The organism is Hutsoniella sourekii ATCC 700629, from assembly GCF_000518205.1.
GTDB classification, from domain to species: Bacteria; Bacillota; Bacilli; order Lactobacillales; family Aerococcaceae; genus Hutsoniella; species Hutsoniella sourekii.
Window position 1 is genome coordinate 1 of the sequence record NZ_JADD01000005.1, and the last position, 23326, is coordinate 23326.

Sequence of the window (23326 nt, forward strand, 5' to 3'; positions counted from 1 at the left end):
AGCTACATCCTGATAAGAAGCGCCGGTCTCCTGCTTAAATCTTAATACATTCAGTTTAAAATTCAATGGATAGTGTTTGTTTGACTTCCTTTTCTTAAGCCCTGACGGGCCTTCCTCTCGAAACTGAGCTACCCATTTTTTGACTAAGGAAGAACTGGAAACGTCATATTTTTTGGTCAGTGACTCGTACCCTAACCGACCTTTTAAGTACTCTTGTACAATTTGTAATTTAAATTCGTAAGAATATTTTTTGGACATAAAATAACCCCCAAAAGTTAGATTTTTAACTCTAACTTTTGGGGGTCAGTACATCTTAGGGGTGGTCTTTTCTTAATTATAAGGCTTGATAAGTAGCTGAATTCATTTTCTTTAGAATAGCGGTCACGAGCTCTTTACAAGCTTGATAGTCTTCATAAGCGACATATCCGTAATGTGTATGCGGGTAGCGGACGGGTACGGCTACCACGATGGTTGGGATGCCTTGTTGAGCAAGATGGTAGGCAGCTCCATTGGTTCCTCCGCCGGATCGGACAGCTACTTGAACAGGAATCTTTAATTCCTTGGCAGTATCAAGAGCTAGGGCTTGGAAGCCAGGGTGAGTGATCATCGTGGTATCGAAATGTCTTAGCATGGGTCCCTTACCTAGACCGGATTGAATCTGATAGTCAGGAGCAAAGCTATCGTCAGCCGGAGCTCCTTCAAAGACGATGGCTAGGTCACATGCCACTTGGTTGGCAATCACTTTTGCCCCTCGAAGACCCACTTCTTCCTGCGTTGTCAGAGCCGCTTGAATCTGACAGTCTAGTGAATCCTTAATAGGAGCTATGTCTTGGAGCGTTTCCAGCAGGGCAGCTACACCAATTCGGCAATCGAAGGCCTTGCCGAGTAAGATTTGATCTTGATGCAGGCTTTCGAATTCAACACAAGGAACAACAGGATTACCAATTTCAATACCTAAGTCCTGGGTTTCTTGGCTACTTTTGCTTCCTACGTCGATTACCAGAGATTGGATGGTGACGTTTTGATTTCTTTCAGCTTCGCTCATATAATGGGGTGGTTTGGAAGCTACTACTCCTTTGATTAATTCGCCACTGCGAGTCTTGATGTGAACCAGATGGGCTGGGATGGTATAAGGGGTCCACCCACCCAAGGGTAAAAATTCAAGCATACCGTTGGGGCGGATATTTTGAACAATAAAGCCTACCTCATCCATATGTGCGTCAAGTAAGATTCGAGGACCCTTATTCTCTTGATCAGAACCCATATTTATCAATAAGTTCCCCATCTTGTCTTCTTTGTATGAGGCAAAGGATTGAACATAATTCTTGGCGATCTCCTTGACTTCACTTTCAAAGCCAGAAGGGCCGAAGGCATTCGATAAGTCTTTAATTAAATCAATTGACATAAAATCTTCCTTTCCTAATCGGATAATCAGCCTTATTATACCAGAACTTAACTTTCAATCGAATAGGGGTCAGTTATAGATATTTTGTTTGGTATATAGAGAATAAACCATCCCTGAGCAGATAGGGATGGTTCATTTAGTTATTAGATGCGGTAAGTGAGTCTATTAAGCTTCTGCTGTTTGGTACATTTTATCCACACGTTCTTGGACGTTCTCGTCGTTAAGATAGTCTTCATAAGTTGAGTCAATCCGGTCAAAGGCACCGTTCGGCGTTAATTCGATGATCCGGTTACAAGTTGTATTTAGGACCTCATAGTCATGAGAAGCGATTAAGATCGCGCCATCGAACTTAATGAGTCCTTCGTTAAGGGCAGTGATAGACTCCAAATCCAAGTGGTTGGTCGGTTGGTCCATGACTAGAACGTTGGCTTTGGATAACATCATTTTGGAGAGTAAGCAACGAACTTTTTCGCCCCCGGATAAGACATTAACAGGTTTCATCACATCATCCCCGGTAAATAGCATCCGACCTAGGAAGCTTCTGAGGAAGGTGTTATCTTGTTCTTCCTTATCAGCGTATTGACGCAACCAATCAACAATACTTAGCTCATTACCATCGAATTCATCGGCAGAATTACGCGGTAAATAAGTCTGAGAAGTGGTAACACCCCATTCAAAACTACCCGCATCCGCCTCCATCTTGCCCATTAGGATTTCGAATAGGGTGGTCATGGCCAAATCATTCCGGCTCAAAAAGGCAACTTTATCATTGCGGTTCAAGGTAAAGGTAATATTATCTAAGATTTTCTCACCGTCGATAGTCTTAGAAAGTCCTTCCACTCTAAGTAAATCATTACCCATCTCACGCTCCGGGCTAAAGCCGACGTAAGGGTACCGTCTTGACGAAGGTTGGATATCATCCAGGGTAATCTTGTCGAGTAATTTCTTACGGGAAGTAGCTTGCTTAGACTTAGAAGCATTGGCAGAGAAACGGGCAATAAATTCTTGTAGTTCTTTGATCTGCTCTTCCTTCTTAGCGTTTTGGTCTGCTTGTAGTTTAGCAGCTAGTTGACTGGATTGTAACCAGAAATCGTAGTTACCAACATAGATTTTAATCTTACCAAAGTCCACATCCGCCATATGGGTACATACGGAGTTTAGGAAGTGGCGGTCATGGGAGACAACGATAACAGTATTTTCAAAATCAATAATAAAATCTGTTAACCAATCAATCGCGTGAGCATCTAATCCGTTAGTTGGCTCATCTAGAAGCAGGTTATCAGGTTTACCAAAGAGAGCTTGAGCGAGGAGAACCTTAATCTTATCAGCCTCTACTAATTCTCTCATATGTTGCTGGTGCATGTCGGTGGTGATTCCTAGTCCTTGCAGCATATCGCTAGCTTGCGCTTCTGCTTCCCAGCCTCCCATTTCAGCAAATAAACCTTCTAATTCGCCTGCTCGAATTCCATCTTCATCAGAAAAATCTTCCTTCATATAGATGTTATTCTTCTCAGTCATAACCTCGTAGAGTTCTTTATAACCCATTAGGACCGTATCAAGAACTGTATAGTCTTCAAAACCGTAGTGATCTTGGTTTAATACAGCTAGACGTTCATTTGGATCCATAGTGACGGACCCTGTTGTTGGTGTTACTTCTCCAGATAGAATCTTCAAAAATGTAGACTTTCCGGCTCCATTAGCACCGATTACTCCGTAGCAGTTGCCCGGTGTAAAAGTAATATTCACATCATCAAATAGTTTACGGTCTGGAAATTGCAGACTGACGTTGGATACATTGATCATTTAGTTTCCTCCAGTATTTATAAAGTGATCGATTCTCTGTTAATCATATAAATATTAGCACAAAAGCTTAGAAAGTCCTAACTTTAAATGACTGCTTATTGCTAAGATTTATCTGAGGAATCTTACGTAAATATTCACATTTGATTGTTATAATGATTATTTGAGGAGGGGATTAAATGGATCGAAAAAACTGGTTTTTTATCATGTTATTAAGTTTCATGATAGCTTTTAGTATTCAAACTCCCTCTCAAGGATTGGTGATGGCAGAATCTCTCATCAGTGAAGTTGACAGGGATTCTGGTCAAGAGGACGAGTCAACGATTGGTGAAGTGGAAGATCTTGATGAGATCCGAGAAGATTTACTGCAAGAGACGCCCATCACCCAGGAACAATTACTTCAAATTGAAGACCAGATGATCGAAAGGATACTTGAGGACCAGCCGCAAGTATCGATCGAACAATTATTTGATCGACTTATTAAGGATTATCCAGGATTTTTTGTGACGGAAGCTAGTCGGATTCGTAAGTTATTGGTAGATCAGTTTGACTTGCAGCGTCATTTATTGGATCAAATGAGTGACCAAGAATTACTTTGGCAATCGTTTAAGGTGTATCAAGCCAATAATCAGCATGAAAATATTGGCGAACTAGCAGAAATCATTCGGCATGCTAATAAGCGATTAACGGATGCCAGTGGCGTTAGCCAGTCAGATCGTGATCTATCGCAAGTTAAGCAATTAAGAGAAGATTTGCGCCACGATACCCCAATCTCTGATCAATCTCTGGCTAAGATCAATGATCAGCAATTGCTACAAGTCGTTGATAGTCAAAATATAAAGATGGACTCCTTGAATTCAGACCAGTTAGAGTTATTGAGTCGCCAATTGGTAATGTGTTTTCCCCAAGCCTTTAATCAAGAGGAAATCCACGCTGTAGCGGATTACATTCGGAGTCAAACGATTGATTCATCAGCTATGACCCAGGCAATTGCTCGAGAAATACCTGATTTAAAGTTCTTGGCCTGGGGTGAGCAGGCGGTGTATCGCCAAGGGGACCCGATTAATTATCCATTCTTAAGAGCCTTCACTGAATATACAGATTTGTTTGAAGGCTTGGTCCAAGAAGCTCAGGCTAACTATCTACAATCCAAACTTCTAACCCAATTGGATATTCAACAGATTTCAGATATTGAACTGGTCGATGCCTTGTATAAGGCGGATGGTGCAGTGGACGTGGCGGTATCACAACTCAGACAACGATACCCTAACTTGTTAGCCCCACACCGCAAAAATCAAAAAGAAACCAATCCTGTCAAGAGCCGATCACAAGAATTTTCAAGTAGCATCCATCAATCAGAGCCTTCTAGCTTCTGGTTATGGCCCCTAGCCTTGGTGGCCCTTATATTAGCCATCGTGTATGTCATGGATCGAGTTCAATCTTAATCATTCACATATTAAAAACAACACCTACCCCTATTGCACAGGTTGACTAAAGCAGTCAAGGAGTGCTTAAAGTGGATAGGTGTTTTTTTGATCGAGTCTAATTAACTTAAGGTTTAGTGATCAAGCCTTGTAAACTTTTAGTCTTAACAGTGGGGGTCGCGTTCGGGCCATCTCTCCCACTGAATATGCCGATAGTGATGGTTGACCTGTCTCCAGTTTTCATCCCTAAACTGGTTTAGAGCTTTTTTGATGAGGTTAGCGATATCGTCCTGGGAAAGATAATCCACTTGGTCTAGGTTGAACCAATGATAGTCGCCCCCACCGGCTGCACGATATTGATTGAGAGCTAAACTATAGGTTTTTTCACGATCAATCGATTCTCCGCTGGCTTCATCAATGAGGTCGATGATCCTGATTTGTCCATCATGAACGTCTAGTTTAATGGTTAGACCGCTATACAAGTCATAATTGAAATGTTGAGGCTTAGGCTCAATATAAGTAGGGTTAATCGTTATTTGTCCTGCTTGATTGATCTGAAGATAGTTCAAGTTGTATTCCATTACTTCCCAAAGAGTTTGTCCGCTGACTTGGGTCTTAGCTACTAAGTTGAAGAAAGGGTAGGTCTTTAATAAGGTTTCATTGGTAATTTCCCCAGTAAAGGCTTGGTAAGCTTGATTGGGGAGGGCGACTCCACTAAATTGAGCCCCTGTTTCCTTGAGTTGGATTTGATTCAAGAATTCTGCAAAAGGGTGGCCTAACAACTTACTCTCAAAGTCAGTTTGATCAGGTAATTCGATCGGGGCTTGTCCGAGCGGCTGATTAAGCCATTCTTTGGCTTGGGAGAATTCGGGTTCCATTGCTTCTTGAACGAGGGTATCTTCAGGCGATTGATCAACGGGTTCCAGACTTCCAGTGATCGATTGGATGGCGTTTCCATTCATTTCGATACAAACATGGCCGACATACTCACCGGCGTAGCCAGGTTGGACAGTAAAGGTTTGCTGGCTCATCTGGGCAATTTCTCTGTGTTGATGCCCCGTTAAAAGTACATCTATCCCCTCAATTTCACGGACCATCTCAATCCCTTGATTTTCTCCTGTTGCTTGCTCGGTGGCTTGGAAGGTCTGTAAATCAGCTTCAAAGCCACCGTGATAGGCAAGGACAATGACATCAGCTTGATCGCGAAGTAGATCAACGTAATAGTGGGCGGTCTGCTTAGCATCCTTGAATTCAATCCCACGGTAGTGATCTTCAAGTTCCCAATTGGGGATGTAGTGGGTAGTGAGGCCGATGATAGCTAACCTTACTCCTTCAAAGTCAAGAATTTGATAGGCTTTCCCAAAGTAAGGCTCCTGGCTTTCTTGGCTAATGATATTTGCAGCGAGAACCTGACTGCTTAAATGATTCAAGGTATTTGTCAAATAGTCTAGGCCAAAATTAAATTCATGGTTTCCAATAACTTGTATATCATAGCCTACTTGGTTCATGGCGCGGGCAATGGATTGAGCATTTCCTACTTGTTCTTGTAAGTAGCTAGCAAAGGATGACCCTTGAATAAAGTCTCCTAAGTCTATAGTTAGCACGCTATCTCCAGCTTCTTGATATTGTTTTTTCAAGGATTGGAGGGTTGTTGCAGTGTTCAAGAGGCTTTTATGAGCGTTGTTTGGTCGATTCAGCCAATGACCATGCGTATCAGATGTATAGAGAAGATGTATCTTATGAGTCACTATTACGGTGTCCTTTCTTACGAGATAGAATTCTTTTCAGCCAATGATTGAAGGTGCTTCCGCCATGTGCTCTTCCTGGCAATCGAGAGGAATCCTTGGATCTAGGCTCTTCTAATCGTGCTAGGTTTTTCTCAGCGGCTTCTTCTATTAATTGATTGTGGTTGTTGAGCTTCACTTGAGATTGATCAGGTCTTACATAACAGCCATCTTCTTGCAAGACTCTCGCCTTCATTGTGTCAGCTAATTGCAGATCCAAAATATGTCTAATCGCTTGAGCAATTACGGGATCAAGAATGGGAAACTCAATCTCCACTCGTTTGATCATATTACGGGTCATCATGTCTGCTGAGGAAAGGAAGGTTCGATGCTGGCCATTGTGATGGAAGTAGTAGACTCGGCTGTGTTCTAAGAAACGCCCAACAATCGAACGAACTTGAATATTATCAGAAAAATTAGGAATGCCTGGCTTCAAGCAACAAATGCCTCGAACAATCAAGTCTATTTTTACTCCTGCTTGACTGGCCTGATAAAGTTTTTCGATGAGTGGCTTATCGGTTAATGAGTTCATCTTAGCGATAATATAACCATTGCCATACTGTTCTTGATAGCTAATCTCTTCGTCAATGTAATCCAAGAGCGAATCTCGGATAGCGAAGGGAGAAACTTGTAAGAGCTGGTAGTCGGGTCTTTGGGTATAACCACTTAAGTAATTGAAAAAGTCGGAAGCATCTTGTCCAATTTCTGGATAGGCGGTTAGGATTCCCATATCAGTATAAGTACGAGCGGTCTTATCATTGTAATTACCCGTTCCAAGATGGACATAGCGCTTAATACCATTATCTTCTTGGCGGACAGCTAAACAAATTTTACTATGGGTCTTCAAGTCACTCATGCCATATAAGACGTGGCAACCTGCTTCTTCTAACTCTCTGGCCCAGTGAATGTTGTTGGCTTCATCGAATCGGGCCTTTAACTCGACTAGAACGGTTACTTCCTTGCCATTATCGGCCGCTTCTTTAAGGGCTTGAATAATGGGGGAATGCTTGGAGACACGGTAGAGAGTTTGCTTGATGGCGATGGTTTGAGGGTCCTTTGCTGCTGTTTGAATAAAAGAGACAATTGGATCAAAAGAATCATAAGGATGGTGGAAGAAAATATCTCTTTCATTAATCTGATCAAAAATAGTTTCTCCCATCAAACTTGGATCAAGATAAGGCTTAAACGGTGGATATTGAAGCTCAGGATGGTCCTGGCCGATTTCATCCACCAGCTCAAACAGAAAGGTCAGATCTAGGGGACCATCGAAATAATAAATAGCTCTTTCTTCTAAGTTAAAAGTATTTTGAATAAAGTCATCATCCATTCGCTTAAAGTTGTTGCTAAAACTCGTATCAACTTCAAGGCGAATGGCTATACCATTTCTTCTTTTTTGGACATAGTCTTCAATTAACTCTAATAGATCGCTGGCACCATCTTCAATCACATCAAAGTCGGCATTTCGCGTTATTCTAAAGGGGAAAGCTTGGGTTACTGTATAGCCAACAAATAGTTGGGATAGGTGATGAATAATCATATCCTCAATCATTAAAATAACCGTTGAATCCTCTGTTGTGATGGTCAGGAAACGATCAATGAGGCTAGGAATAGGGACTATAGCCACTTGCGTGCTCTCCTGGTTTTGTAGTTCCACGTAAATATTTAAGTGTTTATTCTTTAAATGAGGAAAAGGTCGGTGGCTATCGACACCCAGAGGTGTTAGTGTAGGTAGAATAAATTCGTTAAAATAAAGGTCTGCTTGATGAGCTTCTTCTTCATTTAATTGGTCGAAACGCTTGAGTTGATAGTTTATTTTAACTAATTCGTCAACTATTTGGTGGAAGCGCTGATATTGATAGTTTATATTTCGTCGGTTTCTGGTCGATATTTCATCCAATAATTGGTCAGGGGACATTAAGGTTTTATTCTCAGCTATTTCCACTTGGTCCAAATACTGGTCATAAACGCCAGCAACACGCACCATGAAGAATTCATCCAAGTTTGAAGAACCGATAGCAAGGAAATTTAATTGCTCTAAAAAGGGATTGTTAGGGTCATAGGCTTCTTCAATCACTCGGTAGTTGAAATCTAGCCAACTTAATTCTCGGTTAAAGAAGTAGTCAGCTTGATTATTGGTTTTAGATGGGGTTATTACTTGCTCAGCCATGCTTGATGCTCCTTTGTATGGTCGATAAACATTAAATATCAATAAATTTTAGTTCTAACTTGCCGTCTAACGCCCGTTCCAAATGTTTAGCATAACGATGGGTTCGATAGTATTCTGCTAAGGCCGGGCCATGGTGATAAATTTTTAAGAGGTAGTTATGATCTTTAGTTGCCTCCAATTGAATGTCTTCAATAACAGCAGTCTTGGAATCGTTTAGCCCGCTAGCAAATTTTAAGAGACCACCTAATTTTTGCAGGTCTTGGATCTCTTCATCACTAAACCAAGACTTGAAGTCTTCCAAATAGCGTTTAAACAAGCTTTTATTACGATAGCTAGCCAGTAAGGCAAGGCGTAAACGCTTGTGATGACTGAAACCGAAGAGATTCATATTAGACAACAAATAGAAGGTGTGTTGGGAATCTGCTTCAGGGCTAATAAACTCTCCAAAACGATAGAGAATCGCAGCGTACTCTAATTCCTCTTGTTGATCAAAACTGTAAGCCATTAATTGGTGACGGTTCAACTCTTGATAGAGCTTCAAGATGAACTTGACTTGTTGGTCGGCGCCGAGTGTATTAACTGGCAAATCGCGAATTAAATTACGAATCGTTCGGGCGCGGATTTGGTCATTATCCAGTGGGGTATTGTAGTTGTTATTAATATATTTGAGTATAATTCCTTCTCTAAGCCCCTGACTAGATATTAAGAAGCAAGTCGCCTTGACCACGCGGAAAAGTTCGAGAAAGACTAGATTAGCAGGAATAATGATATCTGTACGGTCATTAGAAAGCCCTTCAATATCCCTCATCTCATCTTCAGTACTAGTGACAAATAGGTCCAAGGTTTCTTGGAGGGTCTCTTTAGACATATGGTAGCCGTGGATACCAGCCATGGGATAATTACTGGCTAGTTGATGAACATTAGCTATGTTACGGGCTGATCCTCCGATCGCAATGATGGGGACCTGGGCTTGACGTAACCAGTCCAGACTCTTAAAGGCTTTCTTGACGTAAGCTCGTAGCTCATCAATAGCTTCTGGATCGTTGTGGTCCTTATCTTTAAAGAATTTTTCCTTAAGAGTGACGACGCCAAAGGGGAAACTGTGAAAGTGGATGGGTTGCTTATCCTCAAAGTAGGTTATTTCGCAAGATCCCCCGCCGATATCGATGGTCACAGCTGTTGGGGTAATCATAGTATGGGTCACAGCGTACTGACCGAAAAGGGCTTCCCCTTCCTCGCTGATTAATTCGATAGTCAAGCCGGTCTTAGCCTGTACTTGTTGGAAGATCTCTGCTTGATTGGCTGATTGTCTAATAGCAGCCGTAGCCATTGACTTGATTTGATTGGCTTCAAGCGATTCAGCGGCTTGCTTGAAACTATTCAAGGCCTCTACCAATCGGTCGATCCCTGCTTGATTCATCCATTTCTGGCCTTGATCATCACTTTCCAAAAATTGGGAGAGTCGAGCAGGGGTCTTGATATTCAACAGTTCGATGTAGTCGTAGTTACTGTCAATTCCATAAACAACTAGACGGATGGTATTGGATCCAATGTCGATGATGGCAACTTTTTCTTTGAAAATCATGGTATCCCTTTCTATGCTTTCTTTTACTTATAGGTACTTTTTGAGGATTGAGACAAGGTCATCGGTTGAAGCGACTACTTCCCCGTTTAACTTGATAAGACCAATCGTGTAGAGATTAGCATAAGAAAATTGGGACTCAGCCAGCTCAGCTAAGGCTTCTAATTTTTGGGGGTTGTCATAACCTGCTTGACGACTGTCTGTATAAAGTCCGACAACTGGGATTCCTGCTTGATAAGCAATTCCAATCTCTGAGGCAACGCCTGGGTCAATGGCCAAGCCGTCAAGAACAGCAAAGAGGAGGTCACTTGATAGCACAGCTTGAGTATCAACTTGGGCAATCATTTTGGAATCGGCGTAGGCATTCTTGTCATTGATTTCCCCTTGTTCTTGAGGCAAGAAAACCTCCACATCACTGATTTCAGCGCGGATTTTGTCTGTTAAAGCTTGATTGAATTGAAGTTCACTGGCACTAAATAAGGGCGCAGCAAAGTAGATTTTTTTCATTTAAGTATCGCTCCTTCTAGCTAGCTTTGAAAGCCTATTCTTATTCTATTATAAGTAATTTTCAGTAAATTTGGCAGATTTTCAACAATCTTTACATAAAAGTTACAATTCGAACCCGTATTGTTTGTATGAAGATGAGATTTACATTAGTATGTATTTATGTTTTTAATTTAAGAAAGGAATGATTGAATGTTTGGACGTAATGAGAGTGGTTTTAATTGGGGTTCGTTTCTTTTAGGAATCTTCTATATCATTATTGCGGTAATGGCTTTTCGTAATTTGGATGCCAGTTTATTTGCAGTGGTAGCCGTTATTGGAGTAACAGCGATTATTAAAGGGATATTTGAGTTATTCTTCCGTCGCCGCCTAAAAGAATATACCGGTTATAAGTCTACCTTATTGATTGTGACCGGAGTGATCGATATTTTAATCGGACTCTTTGTCCTATTCAACTTTACGGCTTCCTTGGTAGCTCTACCTTATATTTTTGCCTTTTGGCTTATCTTTGATGCGATCTCGGCCATGGTAACAGCCGGCCCGATCCGTTTAGTGAGTAATACCCGTTTTTGGCTAGTGATTGCTATGGCGATCTTTGGCTTAATCTTAGGCGGTTGGCTATTCTTCCACCCTGTAACCGGATTGATTACGATCGCTGTGATGGTAGGAGTTTACTTCTTATTTAACGGCATTATGGCTATCATCTCAGCTTTTTAAGATGGATGCTACAAGCAATTAGACGAATAATAAGAATTTAAAATATCAAAAAAGTCGAACCTTACTAAATGATTGAGGTTCGACTTTTTTAGTATTTATTTGGTTAAGACTGTTTATACTAGTTAAATACTATTAAATATTTTTGAGTCTTAGAGCATTCAGGAGAACAGAAACTGAACTTAAACTCATGGCAAGAGCGGCAAACATAGGGTCGAGAAGAGGACCATCAAAGAAATAATAAAGGGCGCCCATAGCAATGGGGATGCCAATGACATTGTAGGCAAAGGCCCAAAATAAATTTTGCTTAATGTTTCTAATAGTTGCCCGGCTAATGCGAATAGCTTCTACAACATCTTCAAGATCGTCATGCATGAGGACGGTATCAGCTGATTCGATTGCTACATCGGTTCCTGAACCAATAGCAATACCGATATCCGCTTGAGCTAGAGCTGGAGCATCATTAATTCCGTCTCCAACCATAATGACGTGATGATCTTCTGCTTGCAAGGTCTTGACTTGCTCGGCCTTATCCTGAGGTAAGACTTCACTGAATACGCGGTCTAGTCCCATCTTGTCAGCAACTGCTTGAGCCGTAAGGCGATTATCCCCTGTGACCATACTGACTTCGATCCCTAAATCTTGTAATTCTTGTATCGCTGAGTAGCTAGATTCTTTGATAGGGTCGGCCACAGCAATAACGCCTACAAGTTTATCGTTAAGGGCTATGTACATAGCCGTCTTACCTTCTTGCGCTAGGTTTTGGACTTGTTCTTTGATTGTTGGATCCACTTGAGTGACAGAGGCCATTAACTGATCATTTCCGATATAAACAGTTTGACCTTCAACCATAGCTTTGATTCCCTTGCCTGTGATTGATTCAAAGTGGTCAGGACTTGTCAGGCTGAGTTGGTGTTCTTCTTTAGCATAAGTGACAATGGCATTAGCTAATGGGTGTTCTGAACTATTTTCAGCGCTAGCTACTAGGCGTAGAATCTCTTTGTCATCTCCGCCATAAGTATGATAATCGACTACTTTAGGTTGACCCCGGGTAATGGTTCCTGTCTTATCAAGTAAGACGGCGCTAGCATTATGGATGGACTCCAAGCTTGTTCCGTCCTTGATAAGAATTCCCTTGTTGGCGGCATTCCCAGTTCCTACCATAATAGCGGTAGGAGTAGCCAGACCCAAGGCACAAGGACAAGCTATGATGAGAACAGAGATAAAAATATTTAAGACAAAATCGATACTTTGTCCCGATAAGGCCCACATCAAGGCGGAAACAATAGCCAAGCTAATCACAATAGGAACAAAATAACCGGAGATTTGGTCGGCTAATTTGGCAATGGGTGCCTTGGATCCTTGAGCTTCTTGTACCATAGAAATAATCTGGTATAGAAGGGTATCTGAACCCACTCGAGTGGCTCTGTAGGTAAAGGATCCAGTCTTGTTGATACTAGCCCCGGTAACGGTATCTCCTACTTGTTTTTCCACGGGTAGGCTTTCTCCAGTAATCATTGATTCATCAATTGCGGAGTGTCCCTTGATAATGACGCCATCAACGGGCAGACTTTCTCCAGGTTTAACCATTATCAGATCATCTACCTTTAATAGGTCGACTGGCACCATTGATGTATGCCCTTGTTCATCTACCAAACGCGCTTCTTGAGGGGCAAGGTCCATCAGACTCTGAATGGCCTGAGAGGTCTTACCTTTAGCTATACTTTCCATGTAATTACCCAAGGTAATCAAGGTCAAGATAACGGCAGCAGATTCAAAATAAAGGTGCGGGTGACCCTGAACTTCGACCATTTCAAGGAAGATCATGGTAGTCATCACAATCCCTTGAAGGAGTGCAGCTAAAGTACCGATTGAAACCAGTGAATTCATATTAGGATGCCCCTTGAAGAGGGCTTTAAGTCCAGACTGATAAATATCTCTGGCTAAATAGACTACGGGTAAGGTGAGAATCAGTTGAACCAAGGCATTTCTTGCTGGCTCCTGACTTGGGCTTAGCCAATGAGGTAGGCTGAGTCCCACCATGGGTCCCATGGTCAAGATAAATAAGGGAACGGTAAAGCAGGCCATCGCTATTAATCGCTTCTTCAGTTGCTGGACTTCCTGTTCTCGTCTAGCTTGTCCTTCTTGGTACAAATCAGTAGATGATAAGACTAATTCAGCCTGATAACCGGCTTCTTGAACGGCCTTTTCGACAGCTTCTGGTCGGACTTGATCGATCCAATCGACGACCAAGGTGTTATTGGCCAAGTTTACTGAAGCTTGATTAACCCCATCCAATTGATTGACAGCCTTTTGAATGGTTTGAGCACAAGAAGCACATGACATGCCAGTAATTTGGAAGGACTGATGGCCTTTTGTTGACGCTTGGGCTAAGTCTTTATTGCTTAGTAGGTGATAACCCGCATCAGCTACTATTTGTTTGAGTTGATCTGAGCTAACCGCTTCGGGGTCATAGGTTACTTGGGCCTGGTTATTGGTTAAATTAACTTGAGCCTCAGTTACCCCGGGGGTTTCTTGCAGGCTTTTTTGAACCGTTTGGACACAAGAGGCACACGACATACCCTCGACAGTAAATGTTTCCTTCATCCTAATCGCCTAACTTCTCTAACTGGTAGCCTAAGTCTTGGACAGTATCAAAAAGACTAGATTCAGCCGTCACGGTCGGATTATATGAGACAGCTAGAAAGGCCTCTTCATAGTTAACTGCTGCTTCATCGACACCATCTAGCGCTTGAATTGCCTGAGTAATTTTTTGGGCACAGTGTTGACAACCCATTCCTATGATTTGAAATTCTTGATGTTGAATCATTTAATAACCTTCTTTCTTAATGCTGACAGAGGTGACATTGACATTGACCGGTTGGACATTGACAAGGGACTTCTTCTGGAGCAGTTTGCTTCTTTGTTTCAAGCGTATCAATCAAGGCTTGGCAATCCGCCCGGCTCAGGCTAGCTTGTTGGATTAGATCTTGAATTGCCATGCCGGCTTTTTTGTTGCAGATACGGCCAAAAATATCAGCTAGCTCTTCTTGAGTGGCTTTGCTTTGGGAGAGGCTAGGAAAATATTCGGCTGGGCGCTTTTGGCCTTTATTAACCAGTATGTTTTTTGAAACTAAGCGGTTAATGAGGGATTTTAAGGTCCCTTCTTTCCAGTTAGTGACGGATTGAGCCCGATCAATGATTTCTCGGCTGGTCAAACCTTCTTGGGCCCAAACAATCCGCATCACTTCCCATTCTGCATCAGTAATCCCAGTTGTCATAGACGAGTGCCTCCTTTCGAGTTTACAAATGTAACCTGCCTATTTAGTTTACGCTTGTAATCTTAACTTTTCAAGTTTTTTGGTTCAAATTAAACAAAATAATTTCAAACTGTGTTATGATTGAATTAAATCGGTGAAAGCGATTAATCATGTTTATTTAATGGAGGTATATTTTATGGGAATGTTTGAAGATCTAAGCGCAAAAATTAAAGGAAAAAATATTAAGATTGTTTTTCCAGAAGCTAACGACATTCGTGTCTTAGGAGCAGCTATTCGCTTGAATGCAGATGAACTGCTAGAGCCAATCTTAATTGGAAAGCCAGAAGAAATTAAGGAAATTGCAGATAAGAACCGCTGGAATATCGAAGGAATTACTATTTACGATCCTGCTAATTACGAGCAATTTGATGAGATGGTAGCAACCTTTATTGAACGCCGTAAAGGAAAACATACCCAAGAAGAAGCAGAGACAATGCTTCAAGATAATATCTACTTTGGAACCATGTTAGTCTACATGGACCTTGCAGATGGTCTAGTGAGTGGTGCCGTTTATACAACGTCAGATACTGTCCGTCCAGCCCTACAAATTATTAAGACTAAGCCAGGAGTCAACTTAACAAGTGGTGCCTTTATTATGTTACCTTCTGAAGAAGATGGTCAACGCTTAATGATGGGCGACTGTGCGATTAATATTAATCCAGACGCTCAATCATTAGCTGAGATTGCCGTAGAAACAGCTAAGACTGCAAAGATCTTTGATATTGATCCACGTGTAGCCATGCTAAGTTTTTCAACCAAGGGATCAGCTTCTTCTCCTGAAGTAGAAAAAGTAGCTGAAGCGACACGGATTGCCAAAGAATTGGCTCCAGACTTCAAGATTGATGGTGAATTACAATTTGATGCGGCTTATTCAGAAATCGTAGCTAAGCAAAAAGCACCTGATTCTGAAGTTGCAGGTAAAGCCAACGTCTTTATTTTCCCTGAAATCCAATCAGGTAATATTGGCTATAAAATTGCTCAACGTTTAGGTAACTATCAGGCAATTGGACCCATCCTTCAAGGACTAAACAAACCGATTTCAGATTTATCCAGAGGTTGTGTGGAAGATGATGTTTACAAACTATCCATTATTACAGCTAATCAAGCCTTGCTAAGTGAATAGTTGACATGGAGCACCGAAATAGTTATCAGCTATTTCGGTGATTTTTTATTTTAAAGGAGCTTATATGGTTGAATCAGTTAAATTATCTCAATTAGGATTAAGTCATTATTTGGGAGGTCGTTCTTATAACTTTCGTTTTCAAAAGAATCAAGCTCACTTTCCTGATCATGTCCGAGCCTTGGTTAATCAATTAGATTGTTCAGTGAATCAAGTCTATACTGGCCAGCAAGTGCATGGAGATGCTATCGAGTATTGCAAGGGGACCAACGGGGAAGAATTTGTGGTTGGACGTCAGTTTAAGTCCACAGATGGTTTGATTACTGATCAAGTCGGTATTGGCTTATTGATTAAATTTGCTGATTGTACACCGATTCTGTTGTACGATCCCGTACGCAAGGTGCAAGCTAGCTTACATTCAGGCTGGCGGTCAACGGTCAAGCAGATTGGTCCGCTAGCCATTCAGCGGATGGTTGATGACTTTCATTGTCGTAGGGAAGATATCCATGCTTTTATTGGTCCCTCAATAGATCAGGCGAATTATGAGGTGGGACCTGAAGTTTATCAAGCTTTTGGTGAGATCAAGAGAAGAGATCAATTCTTTAAACCAGGTCTGACTAAGGATAAATTCTACCTATCAATGACCCAGGCCAACCATTATTTATTATTAGAAGCGGGGCTTCCTGCTCATCAGATCGAAGTTAGTCAGCGATCAACCTATCAAGATCCAAGCCTTCATTCAGCCAGAAGAGAAGGGCTAGACTATGGGTTGAATGGTTTGCTGAGCGTCATTTGTGATTAGATCCAGAGAGGCTCCCGTTAAGTAAAACTTAGCGGGAGCCTCTCTGAGATATGAAAAAAGACCCCGAGTGGGGTCTAGTATGAGTTATTAGTTGTTAGTAAGCTCTTCACTGTCTGTTTCTGAATCTTCCAGAGCAGCTGGTCCTTCTGTGTCCCGACCTTCTTCAGTGTCTGTAAGGTCCGTGTCACCAGCAACATCTTCAGCAGGAATAATTGTTACTGGAATTTCATCGATCGTTCCAAAATACCATTGGATGGTATCTCCTGCTTTAAGAGTTTGAGAAACCACTCCCGCTTCAGCGAACTGACCGTTCAAGAGGTAAGTCCAAGTTTGACCAGAAAGGTAATCATTATCAATATCGTTAATTGAATCAATCACACCTTCTTCTTCGTTGAAGTTGAAAGGTACTTGATCTTTTGAAGCTTCCATCGCTTCTAAGACATTCATACCCTCAGTTAGATTTACATCGTATTCAGCAACGGGTGCTTCTTGCCCACTAACATAAAAAGCAAATTTAACTGATTCTCCAGTGGTATCATCTGCTTGTGTATCCTCATCATGAGAGCTTTCTGCAGCGTCGGATGAAAGGGATTGAGAAGAGGATTCTTGGCTAGAAGCTTGATCTTGCGACTCAACAACTGAGCTGACAGATTCTTGAGCAGGCTCAGCTTCTTGTCCTCCATTATTACAAGCAACGAGTAAAAATGCTGCTGTGGATAAAGACATTAATTTAATAAATTTCTTCATGTACTAGCCCTCCTAAGATTAGTAATATCTAATAATAAACTACCAAGAAATCGCTTCAAAGTCAAATAATTCGCTGTTTGTGAGATTTTTGACTATAATAAGAATACTAGACAACTGTGGATAGAGTAAGAAGGATGTTAGACCTTTTAGTTAAGGAGGATTGAATGGAAATCATCACATTTAATGCTGAGGAAACTAAGCAAGTGGGAGCTCTGCTGAGTCAATTAATGAAACCAGGGATGGTAATGACCTTGACTGGGGATCTTGGAGCAGGTAAGACAACCTTAACCCAAGGCTTTGGTAAGGGGCTTGGAATTAAACGAGCCATTAAAAGCCCGACCTATACAATTGTCAAGGAATATCCGCTGGAGGATGGGTCTACCTTTATTCATATGGATGCTTACCGCTTAGAAGAAGGAGGGGCAGATACTGTTGATTTGGATCAGTATTTAAGTGACGATTATTTAGTTCTGATTGAATGGCCCCAGTTTATTGAAGACTATTTACCTCAAGACTACCTAGAGGTTCACTTGGCGGCTACTTCCAAGGACAATCAGCGACGAATCCAGATTGATTCGCATTCACCGGCCTATTCAAGTATAATAGATGCGTTAAAACAGAAGTGGAAGGATGTTAAGTAGATGAGTGATATCAAGCCGCTACAAGTTGTCAATAAGGAAGATGATTATGAAATATCTGTCATCATTCGCCAGGCAGAAATAAGTGATGCGCGAGCAATTCTAAATTTACTCTGTGAAGCTAATCAAGAAACGGATTTTCTCCTAGTCAAGCCCAAGGAACTGAGCTTACAAGATGAAGAAGATATTATTGAGCGTTTTCAATATGCTGAAAAGAGTATTCTTCTCGTTGTGGAAGTTGATGGACAGATTGTTGGTCTAGGCAACCTGGCTTCTTATGGACGAGGGCACCAGGACCATATTGCTCAAATTGGTCTAGTGATTATTAGTGAGTACTGGGGATTTGGTCTAGGTAAACTATTAGTTGGAGATTTACTTGACTTCGCCAAATCTGTCGGTCTAGTTAAGATTACCTTAGAAGTCATGGAGAGTAATATTCGAGCAATTAGTCTCTACAAGTCCTATGGCTTCAATGAGATTGGTAAATTAAGTAAGCACGTTCGCAAAGATCATAGTTATTTTGATGCTTATCTCATGGAGTTATTACTATAAATTTGCTTTACTTTCTCGGGTGCATTCTCTAGAATAGTTGAGTATATGAATTCGAGGTGGACAAATTAGAATGAATTATCAAGACTTAATCGAGGCTTTTCCAACCTTAAATTTTAAGTTAGATGAGCCTCTAGCTAACTATAGTTATACTCAAACGGGAGGTAGGGCAGATGTCATCATCCTCCCCAAAGACGTTCAAGAAATTCAAGCGGTTTTAGCTTGGATTAAAGATCATGATCCGACTGTTGATGTTCATGTCTTGGGTAACTTGAGCAATGTGATTGTTCGTGATGGTGGGATGGAAGGTATCGTATTCATCTTAAGTGATATGAATCAGATTTCTTGTCAAGGTACTGAGATTTATGCGGAGGCTGGAGCTAGTCTAATTGACGTTACCCATCTAGCCCTAGGAGAAGAATTGACGGGCTTAGAGTTTGCCTGTGGCATCCCCGGCAGTGTAGGTGGAGCAGTCTTTATGAATGCGGGAGCTTACGGCGGAGAAGTTTGTGAGGTGATTGTTGAAGTTGAAGCGATTACCCAAGAGGGACAGCCAATTAGCTATTCAAATGAGGAATGTGATTTTGCTTACCGTCATAGTGTCTTTCAAGATAATGGGGCGATTATTCTGGGGGCTCGTTTTCGGTTAAATGAAGGTGATCCTCAGGCAATTAAGAATGAGATGGATCGTGTGACTGAGCTTAGACAAAGCAAGCAACCTTTAGAATATCCCTCATGTGGATCTGTCTTTAAACGTCCTCAAGGCCATTATACGGGTCAATTAATTCAGCAAGCAGGTCTTCAAGGTCACCAAATTGGTGGTGCCCAAGTTTCAACCAAGCACGCTGGTTTTATCGTGAACATTGACCATGCTACGGCCCAAGATTATACCGATATGATTGCTCATATTCAATCTGTTATTTGGGAAAAGTTTCAAGTTAGACTAGAACCAGAAGTTCGAATTATTGGTCATGATCAGATTTAATCATCAATTTAAAAAAGAGGGCCTAGGCCCTCTTTTTTGATGTATTAGTATTTCTCTATTCACCAAAAAACTGGTAGGCGATCTCATGCCCTTGGTCTATTTTTGCCCATTGTTGTTCCTCACTGAGTTCATTACCACAGTCGCAAGAGGCAAAACCACACTGGTGAGAGAGGTATAATCGATCCTTGCCTAGATAGCGACTGGCTTCTTCAAGCATGGCTAGGGCACGGTCGGGGTCATCTAAATTGGCGGTCTTACTTGATAGGGCGCCTAGAACCACCTCAACTTCTGGCCGGTCAGAGAAGACTTTTAAGACCTCCAAGCTACCTGCACGATCATCATCCCACTCTAAGTAGAAGCGGTCATAATGTTGGCGAGCTAGGAAATATTCAGCAACTTCTGAATATGCACCGTCTGTGAAGGCGCGTGAGGCGTAATTTCCCCGGCAGTTATGGGCATAAACTTTCAGTCCAAGCTCATGGGCATAGTCTGCGACAGCATTATTCATATCAATCAAGTGTTGGGCTACTTCTTCTTTGTCGAAGCTTGAGAAATCGCTATCCAGAGAAGCTAATTGAATGGTATCTTCATCACCAACAAAGCTAGCCCAAATACAATCATCCAACTGCAAGATGCTCCCTCCTGCTTGAGCGTACTCTTTTACATACTCTTTGTAGGCGGTGATTAGGTCTTGGCGGAAATCTTCTAAGTTTGTGTAATAATGCCCCTCACCGATTGTTTCGTGGCCAATGGTTTCGATATATAGATGACCAGGGGCGACGATCGGATGCTTGATAGCTACGGTGTCTGGTGCATATTTCTTAACTAGTTTGAAGTGCTCGATAAAGGGGTGATTTTTGCCAGATAATTTACCAGTGACGGCTAAGCCGATATCACGGCGTGTTTCATAAGTGTGGCGGTGGCCCTGTTCATCTTCTTCATAGAACTTATAACCCTGTGTCTGAATGGAACGCTCATAACCTTGTAATCCCCAGGCAAAGTCCAAGTGCCAGAGAGAACGAGCATATTCTCCGTCGCTGATTTCAGTGAGGCCATGAGCAACTTGTTTTGAGACGATGTCTTGGATCGCTTTTTCTTCGGTTTCTTGGTAACCTGGTAGGTCTTGATAGAAGGGATAAGTGATATCGTCTCGGTGTTCGATCTCCTGCTTGTATTTTAATAGTTCTTCTGGTCGTAATAGAGAACCAACGGTTAGAAATTTTCTTGAATAAGTTGTCATTTTTATCATCTCCTTTATTTATGAGATAACTATACGCAATTTTTAATTGTATTAGAAATACCTATTTACAAGAGGGAGCTATAGTTGTAAGCTATAATGAATTCATTTAAGGAGGGATTACCTTGCGCTTAGAAGACTTTCAATATTTTAAGGCGGTGGCCAGCGAACGTTCCTTAACACAAGCCGCTCACTCACTCTATATTTCTCAACCTTCTCTATCCAATGCGATGGCCAAGTTAGAAGAAGAGTTAGGAGTTACCTTATTTGCCCGTAATTCAAGAGGAATTACTCTAACCAGTGATGGAGAAGAATTTTTGCAGTATACCAATCAAATTTTGGAACAAGTTTCCTTGATGAAACGTCGTTACCTAGATAAGGAGCCTGCTAAACAGATATTTTCTGTGGTGAGTCACCATTATGCCTTTGTGGTGGATGCCTTTGCTCGCCTCTTAAAGCGCCAGTCCCCTGATCATTTTCAAGCGACCCTAAAAGAAGTCAGAACTTATGAGGTTATTGATGAAGTTTATCGTTTGCGCAGTGAATTAGGAGTGATTTATCGTAGTCGCTACAATCAACAAGTGATTAATAAGGATCTTTTAGATAAACATTTAACTTTTAATCCACTCATCAAAGCCAAGCCCCATATTTTTATCTACCAAAATCACCCCTTAGCAGACCGTGACTTTGTTACTTTTGATGATTTAGCCCCTTATCCTCGTTTGAATTTCGAACAAGGTAAGTATAATTCTTTTTACTTTTCAGAGGAGGTTCATGCGGATTATGAGGTTGATAAATCAATTGTTGTGAGTGACCGGGCCACTATTTTTAACTTAATGATTGGTTTAAATGGTTATACGATTTCATCTGGGATTATCAATGCTGACTTAAATGGCGACGATATTATTGCAGTCCCATTGGATTCAGATGAGCTGATTGAGATTGGCTACATAACAAACGACTTTCATCAATTGAATGCGGTAGCGATAGAATTTATTGATATCCTCAAAGAATGCCTAGATGCTGGGAGTCAGGCTAGGGAGGGATAATTAAAGAGTTCTTCACAGTAACTTCCTTGAATTTCCCCCACCATCCTGTTAATCTAAAGCATAGCTTTGATAATTAAAGAGGAAAAGAGGAAATGATTTTGCCAACCTTAGTTCAACAAATAATTCGATTTATACTAGTGGGTGGCTTAGCTACTTTGATCGACTTTTTGGTTTTAGCCTTCCTCTACCATGGTCTGAACCTTTACTACCTTATAGGAACAGTGATTGCTTTTATTGTGTCCACTATTTTTAACTATTGGGCCAGCATGCGGTTTATCTTTAAGTCTAAATATGGTCCTGACCAAAGACATAAGGAGTTTATAATCTTTTTGATTTTAAGTCTTATCGGCTTAGCCCTTACCTCCTTATTAATGGTTCTAGCTGTTGATTGGCTAGGTTTACCTGTCATGTTCGCAAAGGTTTTGGTGACCGGGTTCGTCATGGTCTTTAACTTTGTTAGTCGCAAGCTTTTTATCGAAGGACGTTAGGGGGAAATATGTGAAGAAGAATACTATAACGCTAATTGTTCCTTGTTATAACGAAGAAGCCAGTTTGGATTTATTTATGGCCGAAATTGTAAACACACAGGCCAAATTAAAGCAAGCTTTTATCGAGGTTCTTTTAGTCAATGATGGTTCCCAAGACAAGACCCTGGAGGTCATGAAGCGTCTTAGTGAGGAGTATCCTGACCGTGTCAATTATCTTTCTTTCTCTAGAAATTTCGGCAAGGAAGCAGCGATCTTAGCTGGTATGGAACATGCGCAGGGCGAATGGGTCGGCCTAATTGATGCGGACCTACAAGATCCACCAGAGCTGTTAGTTGAAATGCATCGATTGATTACAGAAGAGGGCTATGATGTAGCAGCTACCCGTCGGGTAGATCGACAAGGAGAGCCCCCTATTCGTTCTTTCTTTGCTAATTTGTACTATAAGATCAACAACTCAATTTCTGATGTTCAATTAGCTGAAGGTGCAAGGGACTATCGCCTCATGACGCGACCGGTTGTTGAAGCGGTTATTTCATTACCTGAACACAACCGTTTTTCTAAGGGGATTTTCGCCTGGGTCGGCTTCGATGTTGCCTATTTAGAATATGAAAATATCGAACGCAGTGCTGGGGAGTCTTCCTGGTCTTTTATGAGCTTGTTTAATTACGCGATTGAAGGTTTGATCTCTTTTTCTGACCTTCCGCTCAAGATAGCTTCTTATTTGGGATTGTTGGCTTTTTTGGGGGCCTTAATCTTTGGTCTTTATATTATTATTAAGACACTAATCTTTGGTAACCCAACTCCGGGATGGCCTTCGCTTGCTGTTCTAATTGTTGGAATGGGAGGCTTGCAGTTGCTGTGTTTAGGGATTGTGGGTAATTACATTGCTAAGATTTATCTAGAATCCAAAAAGAGACCCACTTACATTATTCAAGATCAGCACTTTATCCAAGCCAAGCACTAAATATCATGAATAGACAAGAGGCAGGAAAGGTCTAGAGATTAGACTTT

Annotated in this window: 22 protein-coding genes; 10 read left to right on the top strand and 12 right to left on the bottom strand. The window is 41.4% G+C overall.

Annotated features, from left to right (window positions below; genetic code table 11):
* The 3 genes from T408_RS0101275 to T408_RS0101285 form a co-directional block, all read right to left on the bottom strand.
* Positions 1-258, bottom strand: a 258-nt coding sequence (locus T408_RS0101275; RefSeq protein ID WP_028118223.1) for a helix-turn-helix domain-containing protein, incomplete at its 3' end; no start/stop codon positions are given.
* A 76-nt stretch (positions 259-334) separates the two neighbouring features.
* Entirely contained in the window at positions 335-1405 is a 1071-nt protein-coding gene (locus tag T408_RS0101280) for a M42 family metallopeptidase (protein WP_035419741.1), read from the bottom strand.
* Between the two features lie 165 nt (positions 1406-1570).
* Positions 1571-3208 (bottom strand): ABC-F family ATP-binding cassette domain-containing protein, encoded by a 1638-nt coding sequence (locus tag T408_RS0101285; protein ID WP_028118340.1) that lies wholly within the window; start codon positions 3206-3208, stop codon positions 1571-1573.
* Positions 3209-3384: 176 nt separating this feature from the next.
* Here T408_RS0101285 and T408_RS0101290 point away from each other — a divergent pair, with 176 nt between their 5' ends.
* Positions 3385-4650 carry a hypothetical protein gene (locus tag T408_RS0101290; RefSeq protein ID WP_028118341.1) on the top strand — a complete coding sequence of 422 codons (1266 nt, stop codon included), beginning with the start codon at positions 3385-3387 and terminating at the stop codon, positions 4648-4650.
* 143 nt (positions 4651-4793) lie between these two features.
* Here the strand turns inward: T408_RS0101290 and T408_RS0101295 are convergent, their stop codons facing one another.
* From T408_RS0101295 to T408_RS0101310, 4 genes are read right to left on the bottom strand one after another with little or no spacing between them, the layout of a single operon-like run.
* The gene (locus T408_RS0101295; protein WP_051444711.1) at positions 4794-6377 is read right to left on the bottom strand and encodes a bifunctional metallophosphatase/5'-nucleotidase; all 1584 of its coding nucleotides are present in this window, start codon (positions 6375-6377) and stop codon (positions 4794-4796) included.
* Positions 6367-8580, bottom strand: coding sequence for an RNA degradosome polyphosphate kinase (locus T408_RS0101300; RefSeq protein WP_051444712.1), 2214 nt, complete (start codon positions 8578-8580; stop codon positions 6367-6369). The genes T408_RS0101295 and T408_RS0101300 overlap by 11 nt, the downstream gene beginning before the upstream one ends.
* A 31-nt stretch (positions 8581-8611) precedes the next feature.
* Positions 8612-10165, bottom strand: a complete 1554-nt coding sequence (locus T408_RS0101305; RefSeq protein ID WP_035419743.1) for a Ppx/GppA family phosphatase — start codon at positions 10163-10165, stop codon at positions 8612-8614.
* A 27-nt stretch (positions 10166-10192) separates the two neighbouring features.
* On the bottom strand, positions 10193-10669 hold the full coding sequence (locus T408_RS0101310; protein WP_028118345.1) for a nucleoside 2-deoxyribosyltransferase: 477 nt from the start codon (positions 10667-10669) through the stop codon (positions 10193-10195).
* Positions 10670-10858: 189 nt separating this feature from the next.
* Between T408_RS0101310 and T408_RS0101315 the strand changes: the two genes are divergently transcribed.
* The gene (locus T408_RS0101315) at positions 10859-11383 is read left to right on the top strand and encodes an HdeD family acid-resistance protein (RefSeq protein WP_028118346.1); all 525 of its coding nucleotides are present in this window, start codon (positions 10859-10861) and stop codon (positions 11381-11383) included.
* A gap of 132 nt (positions 11384-11515) precedes the next feature.
* Here the strand turns inward: T408_RS0101315 and T408_RS0101320 are convergent, their stop codons facing one another.
* Genes T408_RS0101320 through T408_RS0101330 form a run of 3 tightly spaced genes read right to left on the bottom strand, consistent with a single transcriptional unit; the run spans position 11516 to position 14661 of the window.
* Positions 11516-13987 carry a heavy metal translocating P-type ATPase gene (locus tag T408_RS0101320; protein ID WP_028118347.1) on the bottom strand — a complete coding sequence of 824 codons (2472 nt, stop codon included), beginning with the start codon at positions 13985-13987 and terminating at the stop codon, positions 11516-11518.
* A 1-nt stretch (position 13988) separates the two neighbouring features.
* Complete coding sequence (locus tag T408_RS0101325) at positions 13989-14210, bottom strand: heavy-metal-associated domain-containing protein (RefSeq protein WP_028118348.1); 222 nt, start codon at positions 14208-14210, stop codon at positions 13989-13991.
* A gap of 16 nt (positions 14211-14226) precedes the next feature.
* The gene (locus T408_RS0101330) at positions 14227-14661 is read right to left on the bottom strand and encodes a CopY/TcrY family copper transport repressor (protein WP_028118349.1); all 435 of its coding nucleotides are present in this window, start codon (positions 14659-14661) and stop codon (positions 14227-14229) included.
* A 175-nt stretch (positions 14662-14836) separates the two neighbouring features.
* Between T408_RS0101330 and pta the strand changes: the two genes are divergently transcribed.
* Both pta and T408_RS0101340 read left to right on the top strand, forming a co-directional pair.
* Positions 14837-15823: a phosphate acetyltransferase gene (gene pta, locus T408_RS0101335; protein WP_211230818.1), complete on the top strand. Its 987-nt coding sequence runs from the start codon at positions 14837-14839 to the stop codon at positions 15821-15823.
* A 64-nt stretch (positions 15824-15887) separates the two neighbouring features.
* Entirely contained in the window at positions 15888-16622 is a 735-nt protein-coding gene (locus T408_RS0101340; RefSeq protein ID WP_028118351.1) for a polyphenol oxidase family protein, read from the top strand.
* Positions 16623-16709: 87 nt separating this feature from the next.
* Here the strand turns inward: T408_RS0101340 and T408_RS10445 are convergent, their stop codons facing one another.
* Entirely contained in the window at positions 16710-17369 is a 660-nt protein-coding gene (locus tag T408_RS10445) for a DUF4430 domain-containing protein (protein ID WP_051444713.1), read from the bottom strand.
* Positions 17370-17533: 164 nt separating this feature from the next.
* On the opposite strand from T408_RS10445, the gene tsaE reads away from it, so the two are divergent.
* The 3 genes from tsaE (at position 17534) to murB (ending at position 19541) form a co-directional block, all read left to right on the top strand.
* Positions 17534-18010 (top strand): tRNA (adenosine(37)-N6)-threonylcarbamoyltransferase complex ATPase subunit type 1 TsaE, encoded by a 477-nt coding sequence (gene tsaE, locus T408_RS0101350; protein WP_028118352.1) that lies wholly within the window; start codon positions 17534-17536, stop codon positions 18008-18010.
* Positions 18011-18559 carry a GNAT family N-acetyltransferase gene (locus T408_RS0101355; protein ID WP_051444714.1) on the top strand — a complete coding sequence of 183 codons (549 nt, stop codon included), beginning with the start codon at positions 18011-18013 and terminating at the stop codon, positions 18557-18559.
* 70 nt (positions 18560-18629) lie between these two features.
* Positions 18630-19541 carry a UDP-N-acetylmuramate dehydrogenase gene (gene murB / locus T408_RS0101360; RefSeq protein WP_028118354.1) on the top strand — a complete coding sequence of 304 codons (912 nt, stop codon included), beginning with the start codon at positions 18630-18632 and terminating at the stop codon, positions 19539-19541.
* Positions 19542-19596: 55 nt separating this feature from the next.
* On the opposite strand, the gene T408_RS0101365 is transcribed toward murB, so the two are convergent.
* On the bottom strand, positions 19597-20781 hold the full coding sequence (locus tag T408_RS0101365) for a uroporphyrinogen decarboxylase/cobalamine-independent methonine synthase family protein (RefSeq protein WP_028118355.1): 1185 nt from the start codon (positions 20779-20781) through the stop codon (positions 19597-19599).
* Positions 20782-20903: 122 nt separating this feature from the next.
* Here T408_RS0101365 and T408_RS0101370 point away from each other — a divergent pair, with 122 nt between their 5' ends.
* The 3 genes from T408_RS0101370 to T408_RS0101380 all read left to right on the top strand — a co-directional run bounded on the left by T408_RS0101370 (position 20904) and on the right by T408_RS0101380 (position 23279).
* Positions 20904-21827 carry a LysR family transcriptional regulator gene (locus T408_RS0101370; RefSeq protein WP_028118356.1) on the top strand — a complete coding sequence of 308 codons (924 nt, stop codon included), beginning with the start codon at positions 20904-20906 and terminating at the stop codon, positions 21825-21827.
* Between the two features lie 98 nt (positions 21828-21925).
* Positions 21926-22315, top strand: coding sequence for a GtrA family protein (locus tag T408_RS0101375; RefSeq protein ID WP_028118357.1), 390 nt, complete (start codon positions 21926-21928; stop codon positions 22313-22315).
* Positions 22316-22325: 10 nt separating this feature from the next.
* Entirely contained in the window at positions 22326-23279 is a 954-nt protein-coding gene (locus T408_RS0101380) for a glycosyltransferase family 2 protein (protein ID WP_028118358.1), read from the top strand.
* The last annotated feature ends 47 nt before the right edge of the window (positions 23280-23326 follow it).